We start from the raw sequence: 10,393 nt of genomic DNA, 5'->3' as shown, positions 1-10,393 counted from the left end.
ATCGAAATGACGACTACTTTTATGAAAATCAGGCGCAGAAGCACTTAGGTTAGGACAGCCCCGCTCCCGCTTCTGCCAATTTGAAGGAAATTGGCATCCCGCTTCGATCGGGTTTAGGTGGCCAGACCGGTTAAACTATTTGGGGTTGCAGTGTGCAGAAAAAACATGAACACTATGCCATTAAACCCCTAATAGTAGCAGAAAACTGCGTATTTAAACCTGATTGCAATGGAAAGCACGCAAGCGAGGTACGAGTGCGGACTTGAAATGTAAAGCAGGACTAACAATAAAAAGAACTACTGCAATTGCTTTCCAAAAAATAGAGGTTTTATAAAATAAGATTTGCTTTAATAGATCTCTCGACTACGTTGCACTTCGCTCGAGATGACAATCGGCGTGATCGAGATGATGGCCATATATCAAAAAAGAGAAACCATGACTGATTTCTCTCTTTCAAAATATTTTAAAATTATCCTTAAGCTTCTACTGGATGTTCTTTAGCGGCCAAATACCTTTCAGCATCAAGCGCAGCCATACAACCGGAACCTGCAGCGGTTACCGCCTGACGGTAGTACATATCCTGCACATCACCACAGGCAAAAACGCCTTCTATATTGGTTAAAGTAGAACCTGGTTTAGTAGTTAAATAACCAGTTTCATCCATATCTAACTGGCCTTTAAAAATATCGGTGTTCGGTTTATGACCAATAGCCACGAAGAAACCTTCTACATCGATATCAGATTCGACACCTGTTTTGTTATTTAAAACTTTAACTGCAGTTACATTTTTGCCATTACCTAAAATTTCCTGCGTTTCAGTATTGTAATGAACCACAATATTTGGGGTTGCCAATACACGGCTAACCATTGCTTTAGAAGCTCTGAATTCATCCCTACGTACCAATAAGTGCACTGTTTTACAAAGCTTTGCTAAATAAGTTGCTTCTTCAGCTGCCGTATCTCCAGCACCTACAATGGCAACATCCTGGCCTTTAAAAAAGAAACCATCGCATACTGCACAGGCCGAAACACCAAAACCATTATATTGTTGCTCACTTGGCAAACCTAACCATTTAGCAGTAGCTCCGGTAGCAATAATTACGGTATCAGCTGTTATGGTTTTAATTTCGTCAACCACTACTTTATGTGGTGTTGAAGAGAAATCTACCGAACTTACATAACCGAAACGAATATCGGTGCCAAAACGCTCTGCCTGCTTGCGGAAATCTTCCATCATTTCTGGCCCCATAATACCTTGTGGGTAGCCTGGAAAATTTTCTACATCAGTAGTTTGCGTAAGCTGTCCGCCAGCTTGCATACCAGTATACATTATTGGTTTTAAATCAGCTCTGGCAGCATAAATTGCAGCAGTATAACCTGCAGGACCTGAACCTATAATTAAACACTGAACGTGCTCGTTTTCTTGTGACATTATATAGTGTGTTTGAAATTCATTAATCGTAGCGCAAATTTAACGCTTTAAATAATTGTTAGCAAATGCGCTTTGTCAACATAGTTTACTTATTAACAGTTGAGGGTGGGGCGCATGGCGAAAAGCGCTAAGCTGATAGCGTTTGACACACGGCGTTAAGCTTAGGTGTATTCAGATGGCTTAGGTGGTAAAAAAATCTTCGTGGTGTCAGATATTTCTACCTGACACCCATTAATAAATCTATCAAATGGTAACAGCTGACATACTTATGAAACTAAGTTTGTATCACTCCTACATTAAACTTCTTCGTAATTGGAGATTGGTTGGCTGCCTCAATCCCCATCGAAATTACTTTTCTGGTTTCTAAAGGATCGATAATACCATCAACCCAAAGCCTGGCTGCCGCGTAATAAGGCGTGGTTTGGCTGTCGTATTTATCGGTAATTTCTTTTAACAGTTCGGCTTCTTTCTCTGGTGTAATCACCTCTCCTTTTGCTTTTAAAGAGGCTTGTTGAATCTGCAACAATGTTTTTGCCGCCTGTGAGCCGCCCATTACCGCGATCTTAGCTGTTGGCCAGGCATAAATCAACCTCGGATCGTAAGCTTTACCACACATGGCATAATTGCCGGCACCATAAGAATTGCCCAAAACAATGGTGAATTTTGGCACCACAGAATTGGCAACAGCATTAACCATTTTAGCGCCGTCTTTAATAATACCGCCATGTTCTGATCGGCTGCCCACCATAAAACCGGTCACATCCTGTAAAAAAACCAATGGAATTTTCTTCTGGTTACAATTCATAATAAAGCGGGTAGCTTTATCGGCACTGTCAGAATAAATTACCCCACCAAATTGCATTTCACCCTTTTTCGACTTCACTACTTTACGCTGATTGGCTACGATCCCCACTGCCCAGCCATCAATACGGCCTAAACCACAAACGATACTTTGTCCGTAGCCTTTTTTATATTCTTCAAATTCGGATCCATCAACCAAACGGTTAATGACATCCATTATTTCGTAAGGTTTATCCCGGTTTTCGGGGAGGATTCCGTACAGTTCTTCTTCTTTCTCTTTGGGTTTAGCAGGCTTGATACGATCGAAACCTGCATGCTGAGGTGCGCCCAACATGCTCATGATATTTCTGATGCTATCTAAGCAAGCCTGATCGTTAGGGTATTTATAATCGGTAACACCAGAGATTTCGCAATGTGTAGTGGCACCACCTAAGGTTTCGTTATCCACTTCTTCCCCTATGGCCGATTTTACAAGATAAGAGCCTGCTAAAAACACCGAACCGGTTTTATCAACAATCATCGCTTCATCGCTCATGATAGGTAAATAGGCTCCTCCCGCAACACAAGCCCCCATAATGGCCGAAATCTGCACAATCCCCTCAGACGACATCAAAGCATTATTACGAAACATCCGTCCGAAGTGTTCTTTATCGGGAAAAATCTCATCTTGCATCGGCAGATATACCCCCGCACTATCAACCAAATAAATTACAGGTAAACGGTTTTCCATGGCAATTTCCTGCGCGCGAAGGTTCTTTTTAGCGGTCATCGGGAACCAGGCCCCAGCTTTCACAGTAGCATCATTGGCTACAATCATACATTGCCTGCCACTTACATAGCCGATACCACATACTACTCCTGCAGATGGACATCCGCTCTGCTCGGCATACATGCCATCAGCGGTAAAGGCTCCGACTTCTAAAAAGTCAGAATCTTTATCAACTAAATAAGCAATCCGTTCGCGGACCAGCAGCTTACCTTTCTCTTTTTGTTTTGCAGCGTTTTTTTCGCCACCTCCCAGGTATATTTTTTTGAGTTTGGTTTTCAGTTCGTAAACCAACTGTTTATTTACATCCTCGTTTTTGTTGAATTCGATATTCATGGAGGCAATTTAAATTTAATTTTAGAAAAACAATATTGACCAAATCGGTTTCTGGTCTAAGAGAAGGTTTAACTGCAAAGCGCACTAAGTTTTTTCAATACCAAGAGTTACTTTAACCGCAAAGCGCGCGAAGTATTTTTAACCACAGAGATCACAAAGAAAAGGCACAGAGGGCATGGAGTAATTAATGAGAAGTTTGTTTAACCGCGAAATGTTAAAAAGCGCCAATCGCCTGGCGCTGATCTCTTAGCTAGTTTTGATAAACGACTCCGTCAATCTTTATTTTTTGATACTTTTCTGCCCAGCCTTTACCTTTGATATATTTTACTTCAGATGGATGCCCTTTTAAATTGGGATGGTAAATAGGATCGAAAGAGAAGGTCATTTCCTGATCTGATTTTTGGACAACAGTTACTTCATTATCATTCTCATCCTTTTCGCCAGTGGTAAAAAACTTATCGCCTATTTTGGCATTAAAATCAGTACGGATATAGGTTTTAGTCGGGCTATCGGGGTAACTTTCCACTAATCTATTCCTTTCATCGATCCGCAGGTATACCGTGCTGCTAGCATCGCCACCAACCAGGGAATAAAATTGGTAAAAAAGTTTTTTGTTGATCCTTACGGTGTCTTTAATCTCAGTATAAGATTGAGCATTCATATACCATAAATTGCCGATCTGCATGGGTAAAAATGAATCGGCTGCCGAATTTTGATCTTTGCTCGTTTGGCAAGACAGGATAAACAGACTGAATAAAATAAAAATTAAGGAGTTTAGTTTTTTGATCATGAGCGAATGTATTTTCTTATTTACGTTAAAGATAAACAATTCACTACATTCTAAATCGTTAATTCACAAAATGATACAAGAAAACTACCTCTCCGCTAAAAGCAGGCTTTTTATGGTCTTCAATTTCCATTTCGATGGCCATGTTTACCTTGGTTACGCCACGCAGATTGATAATAGAAGCGAGTTTAGCTTTTAACCTAACCTTACTGTTAACCGTTACGGCTTGCGCGAACCTTAAACTTTCTATCCCATAGTTGATCTCCATTTTCAGGTTCTGGATATCAACAATTTCTTTCCATAAGTAAGGGATTAAGGAAAGCGTTAAATAGCCATGCGCTATAGTTGCTTTAAACGGTCCTTCGTTTTGTGCCCGCTCTTCATCAACATGGATCCATTGATGGTCTAAGGTAGCGTCGGCAAATTTGTTAATCTGTTCTTGTGTAATGGTATGCCATGAAGAAACGCCTAATTCCTTGCCAAGGTATTGTTCAAATTCTGCGTGGGAAGTAATAATTTGCATTTTGGTTATATTTAAGCGCCGAGCGTTATGCGGCTGGCGGGTTGATAATTGCTTTTTTAGAGTTGATTATTGTTTTTAGTTTCCTTTGGATATAGATGTTTTTTGGCTGATGGTTCATGGTCTTGTTGCTCATAGTCAAAGTCCAAAACCGGCCAATTAACTATTGACCATGAACAATGAACTATTGACTATCAGCCATGAACTATTAACGATGATCCATGAGCAACTGGCTATCCTGCAGTTAACTCAAATTTCTTTCCCTAAACCACACTTCATCAGGAATGGCAGAAAAATTATCCATCTTATTGATTAAAATTTCAGCATCTGCTTCGTTAAAAACCAAGTCGCGGTTGGCAGGTTTCAAAAATTTGCTTTGCACCATCATTTCCATTTGGGCAAACAGCGGATCGTAAAAACCATTTACATTTAAAACGCCAATAGGTTTGTGATGCAGGCCTAACTGCAACCAGGTAAGCACTTCAAAAAATTCTTCAAGTGTACCAAAACCACCGGGTAAGATCACAAATCCATCACTTAAATCGGCCATTTTCTGTTTTCTCTGGTGCATATTTTCAGTCACGATCATTTCAGTTATTCCCTTATGTCCAACTTCCTTATCCATTAAAAACTGTGGGATGATCCCGGTAACCAGGCCACCAAGTTCCAGTACATCGTTGGCTAAAACACCCATCACCCCAACACTACCGCCACCGTAAACCAACTTAATCTGCTGTTTTACTAATGTTTCTGCCAACTGTTTTATCGCATTGCGTAACTGTAAATCGCCATTGAAGTTTGAGCCACAGTACACACAAACCGATTTAAGCTTATTCATTTAGTCTAAAATTTACCGAAGTTAAGATTTTATCGGCTTTCTGTAAATTTTAATTCTGCACAAAGCTGTTACAGGAGTTATTAAGTATAGAACCTGAGAGGTTGATCGTATTATTTTTCTTTCCAAGAACCACCGCCTTGTTAAATAAACCTGATTGCAGAGAAAGCCCGCAGCGCAGCGAGGACTTGAAACGGAAAGCAGGACTGAAGCTCCCGATTAGTACCAGCCCTCTCATTTTCTAACTAATATTGACCACCCAAGCCACCTGAGGACATTTAAGTTTTTTAGCACAAAAAAGGAGCGGCATTACACCACTCCTTCTAACCAAATATAAGAGAGAAAAGATTAATTTAGAGATTAGAAAGCATAACGGATAGTCGCACCATAAGTCCTTGGATCGCCCAGTACCCCCGCATACAAACCGGAGTTACCTGCAGCAGCCTGTAATTGCTCATAATAGTTTTTATTTGCGATATTTCTGCTCCAAACAAATAAAGAAAACTTATCTGATTTGAAACCTAACCTGGCATTAAATAAAGCATAACCTTTAACATTTAATACACTTGATGGTGTAGGATTTGAAGAGTATTCTGAACGGTAACTGGCATCACCAGCGACGAAATACCTGCCCTCCCTGGTAGCCAGATTACCTGCAGTACTTAATTCTGTACCGCCAGAAATATTCCATTTTGATACACCTGGTAATCTTCCTCCGGAAGCATCTTTAAATGCCACTTGAGTAGCAACGCCATTTACCAGTTCGGTATGCCCGGTTTCTTCTAAAGGAAGAGGTGCATTTGTAAATTTCACATATTTGCCATCCAGATAGGCCAAGGCAGCATTTAAGGTTAAAAACCTTTCCAACTGGTAAGTTCCGTCTATTTCCAATCCTTTTACCCTTACTTTTTCAGCATTTGCCAGATAGCCTCTATTTACACCCAATTGTGGAGACTGAACATTGGTCTGGTAATCTTTAATATCAGTATTAAATAAACTAAGATTCACGATAGCACCTTTAAACGGCTTTGTTTTAGCACCTAACTCATAATGCTGAACGTACTCTGGTTTAACCACCGCTACAGATAAATCGGCTGCTCCGGTTGAGGTAGTTGGCAAACCACCCACGTTAACACCCACGGGTTTGTAAGCAGTAGAGAAAGTTCCATAAACATTTAAGTTATGCGTTGGACGGTACGATACGGTAAAGTTACCTGATAAATTGTTGTTGTCTACCTTGGTCGTAAACTGCTGATTTGCATATACCGCTGCTTTAAGTGCCAATAATGCTGCATCAGTAGTCTGTAAACCACCATAGGTAACCCTATCGTAATCAACATCTTTTTTATCATAAGTATACCTTAAACCTGGTAATACGTGCAGGTTCTTTAAAACTTCCCAATCAACCTGTGCAAAAACAGCAGCACTTAACGATTTTATCGTAGAATTGGTTTTAATTCCAAAGCCATCTAACAAACCAGGGGTTGAATATAAAGCCTGACTGCCGGTATTACTCGTTTGTACAAATCTCCATTGGTCTTTACCTACTTCTTCTGTTTGTGCCAAACCTTTTAAATTCTGGCCCAATAGATATACGCCTATTACTCCACTTAATTTCTCAGTAATATTACCCGCATATCTTACCTCCTGTGAGTATTGATCGTGACGCGAAGTACCCTGCGATTTGGTTAGCGCTGCTAATTCTGAGAAATCCCTATCATTTGTAGGATCCCAGTTCCAGAATCGCCAGGCGGTGGTTGAAGTAAGCGTTCCATTGCCGATTTTGTAATCTACATTTAATGATATACCACCGATTGATTGATTGTGTCTCCAAGGGGTATTTGTATTGATCTCTCTTGAAAAAGGATCGATTTTAGGTTGTTGATAGCCTAAATCAGACACAATTCTTGCATACTGGCGGTAAGCACTTCTTTCAGTCGTAGTTACACCTGCAATTACCAAAGGATAACCTGCCGGATGCTGAATGCTTACGTCACCGCTTAACAATACCTGTAATTTCTCCGAAGGAGTATAATATAGCTGCCCTTTAAAGCCCAGATTATTCTGTCCGCTGTATCTTCGTTCTTCTCTGGTGTTCCAGATGGTACCGTCGCGCTGTGTTCCGGAAATTGAAATTTTTGCAGCAAGATCTTTTGCAAGTGCGCCGGAAACTGATGTTTTAGCCTGAATAAAATTATAATTCCCTGCGCTCAGTTCTATTTTTGCACTTGGTGTTAAAGTTGGTTTACTTGTAGTGATGTTAAACGCACCTGCTGTTGTATTTTTACCAAATAAGGTACCTTGTGGGCCACGTAAAATTTCGATCTGCTCAATATCAAGAAAATCAGTAGAGGTAGCAGCCGGACGTGCATGGTAAACACCATCTACATAAAACCCCACTCCAGGATCGATACCATCATTGGTTAAACCAAAGGTAGACCCTAAACCCCTGATATTTAAAGTCGTATTTCTGGCATTAGAAGCATATAACTGTACAGAAGGCACCAATTCTTTCAAACGGTTAACGTTAAAAGCACCGGCGTTTTCTGCTGCACGGCCACCAATAACAGTAATTGGAATCGGTACATCCTGTAAAACCTCAGAGCGCCTTCTGGATGTTACCACGATTTCATCTAATAGCGCATTTTCTACCAAAACCAGTTCTATTGGAGTCTCCTGAAGTTTTAATATCTGAAAATCCTGTGGTTTATAGCCCACCGAACTTACCTGAAGGTAAAATGGTGTTTCTTGTTTTACATTAATGCTGAAGACACCATTTTCATCAGCCACTACAGCCTGGTTTGTTCCCCTCACCTTTACGGTTGCATTCGGGATGGTGGTGCCACTGCTTGTTTTAATTACACCGGTTACTGCACTTTGGGCAAAAGCGAAACCTGCCGAAAGTAAAAATGAAAAGAGGAAAAGTAAACTTTTGTTCATGATTATGTGGATAGTTTGTTTAAATGCTGTTGATTAATGACCAGTTGGAATTATGCGATTACTGTTTTAGAATGGCTACAACAACAATACGAGTGCGTTTTTTGAATTGTTTTCATAATTATAATATAAATCCTATAGATTTAGTAGACAAATATATCAAAAAATATTTTCTCCCAAATTTTATTTTGTGATTTTTATAAATAGCCGCAAACCTCGCCGGTTTTAAAAACCTGCGAGGTTTAAATAAAAAAACGGGTCTATCGTAAACCGATGACCCGTTTTTCTATTTATTAGGATAGATTGAGTAAATATTACCTTCAACCTTCTCCCCTCTTCTTCTGCCTTAACCCTATCTGGTGTAATTAGGTGCTTCTTTGGTGATAGTGATATCATGTGGATGACTTTCGCGCATACCTGCAGCAGTAATCTGTACAAACTGCGCTTCTTGTAATGCTTCAATATTTGCGGCTCCACAGTAACCCATACTTGCACGTAAACCGCCAATATACTGGTACATTACTTCAGCCAAAGTACCTTTAAAAGGCACACGACCAACAATACCTTCAGGAACTAACTTTTTAATATCGTCTTCAACATCCTGGAAATAACGGTCCTTAGAACCTTGTTCCATCGCTTCAATTGAACCCATTCCACGGTAAGATTTAAATTTACGTCCTTCGTAAATAATGGTTTCACCCGGCGATTCTTCTACTCCTGCAAATAACGAACCCGCCATTACGGTACTTGCTCCAGAAGCAATTGCCTTAGCAATATCACCAGTATGTTTAATACCACCATCAGCAATTACTGGTACACCTGTACCTTTTAATGCTTTAGCACATTCGTAAACTGCATATAACTGAGGAACACCAACTCCGGCAATAATTCTGGTGGTACAAATAGATCCCGGACCTATACCTACTTTAACAGCATCTGCACCAGCATCGGCCAGGAATTTTGCAGCAGCACCAGTAGCAATGTTACCAACAATTACCTGTAATTCAGGGTACTTATTTTTTACTTCTTTTAATTTATCGACTACTCCTTTAGAGTGACCGTGAGCGGTATCGATGGTAATTACATCAACTCCGGCTGCAACTAAAGCATCAACCCTTTCAATGGTATCGGCAGTTACGCCAACAGCAGCACCCACACGTAAACGGCCACGTTCATCTTTACAGGCAACAGGATAATTTTTTACTTTCGAAATATCTTTAAAGGTGATTAAACCACTTAGGTAACCATCTTTGCTTACTACGGGAAGTTTCTCGATTTTGTGGTTCTGAAGAATTTCTTCAGCCTGTACTAAAGTAGTACCTTCTGGTGCAATGATTAGATTATCTTTTGTCATTACCTCAGAAATCGGCCGCTTCATATCTTTTTGGAAACGTAAATCTCTGTTTGTAATAATTCCAACAAGTTTATTATCGCTGCTTACAACCGGAATGCCACCAATTTTATGTTCTTTCATGATTTTGAAAGCATCGGCCACAACAGCTGTCTCCAATAAGGTAACAGGATCCTGGATCATACCACTTTCTGAACGCTTAACTTTACGTACTTCTGCAGCTTGTCTTTCTATGGTCATGTTTTTATGTAACATCCCGATACCACCATTTTGTGCAATTGCAATGGCAAGCTCAGCCTCTGTTACGGTATCCATTGCGGCAGAAATCAATGGAACATTAAGTTTGATTTTTTTTGTTAAAAAAGTGGATGTATTTACTTCACGGGGCAGAATTTCGGAATATGCGGGTACTAATAATACGTCGTCGTACGTTAAACCTGTGGCAATAAATTTTGTGGAATCGAGTTGCATAGCAAATAAATTAGGATTTATTATTTGCCAGGCAAAGATACGAAAATAATGCAAAAATAAAAGTATAGAGTTTAAATTACTTAAATATTGAGCTTGGCTGACAATGCCCATAACTGGATTTATTTTTTCCGTCGCTCCTACCTATACCCTATAAAAA

The 10,393-nt window shown here is 40.0% G+C and carries 7 protein-coding genes; all 7 read right to left on the bottom strand.

Annotated elements, in window-relative coordinates:
• Positions 1–475 precede the first annotated feature (475 nt).
• Positions 476–1,432: a thioredoxin-disulfide reductase gene (gene trxB / locus IM793_RS06945; RefSeq protein WP_193420336.1), complete on the bottom strand. Its 957-nt coding sequence runs from the start codon at positions 1,430–1,432 to the stop codon at positions 476–478.
• A 274-nt stretch (positions 1,433–1,706) separates the two neighbouring features.
• Entirely contained in the window at positions 1,707–3,335 is a 1,629-nt protein-coding gene (locus IM793_RS06940) for an acyl-CoA carboxylase subunit beta (RefSeq protein ID WP_193420335.1), read from the bottom strand.
• A gap of 250 nt (positions 3,336–3,585) precedes the next feature.
• Positions 3,586–4,125 (bottom strand): hypothetical protein, encoded by a 540-nt coding sequence (locus IM793_RS06935; RefSeq protein ID WP_193420334.1) that lies wholly within the window; start codon positions 4,123–4,125, stop codon positions 3,586–3,588.
• Between the two features lie 58 nt (positions 4,126–4,183).
• Positions 4,184–4,645, bottom strand: a complete 462-nt coding sequence (locus IM793_RS06930; RefSeq protein WP_193420333.1) for a MaoC family dehydratase — start codon at positions 4,643–4,645, stop codon at positions 4,184–4,186.
• Between the two features lie 241 nt (positions 4,646–4,886).
• Positions 4,887–5,480, bottom strand: coding sequence for a TIGR00730 family Rossman fold protein (locus IM793_RS06925; protein WP_193420332.1), 594 nt, complete (start codon positions 5,478–5,480; stop codon positions 4,887–4,889).
• A gap of 357 nt (positions 5,481–5,837) precedes the next feature.
• Positions 5,838–8,417, bottom strand: a complete 2,580-nt coding sequence (locus IM793_RS06920; RefSeq protein WP_193420331.1) for a TonB-dependent receptor — start codon at positions 8,415–8,417, stop codon at positions 5,838–5,840.
• Positions 8,418–8,766: 349 nt separating this feature from the next.
• Entirely contained in the window at positions 8,767–10,236 is a 1,470-nt protein-coding gene (guaB, locus tag IM793_RS06915; RefSeq protein WP_193420330.1) for an IMP dehydrogenase, read from the bottom strand.
• Between the last annotated feature and the right edge of the window lie 157 nt (positions 10,237–10,393).

Origin of the sequence: Pedobacter sp. MR2016-19 (assembly GCF_014947265.1) — a bacterium.
In the GTDB taxonomy this organism is placed as follows: Bacteria; Bacteroidota; Bacteroidia; order Sphingobacteriales; family Sphingobacteriaceae; genus Pedobacter.
Note: the sequence above shows the minus strand (reverse complement) of the source record. Positions and strands in the feature narration are given on the sequence as shown.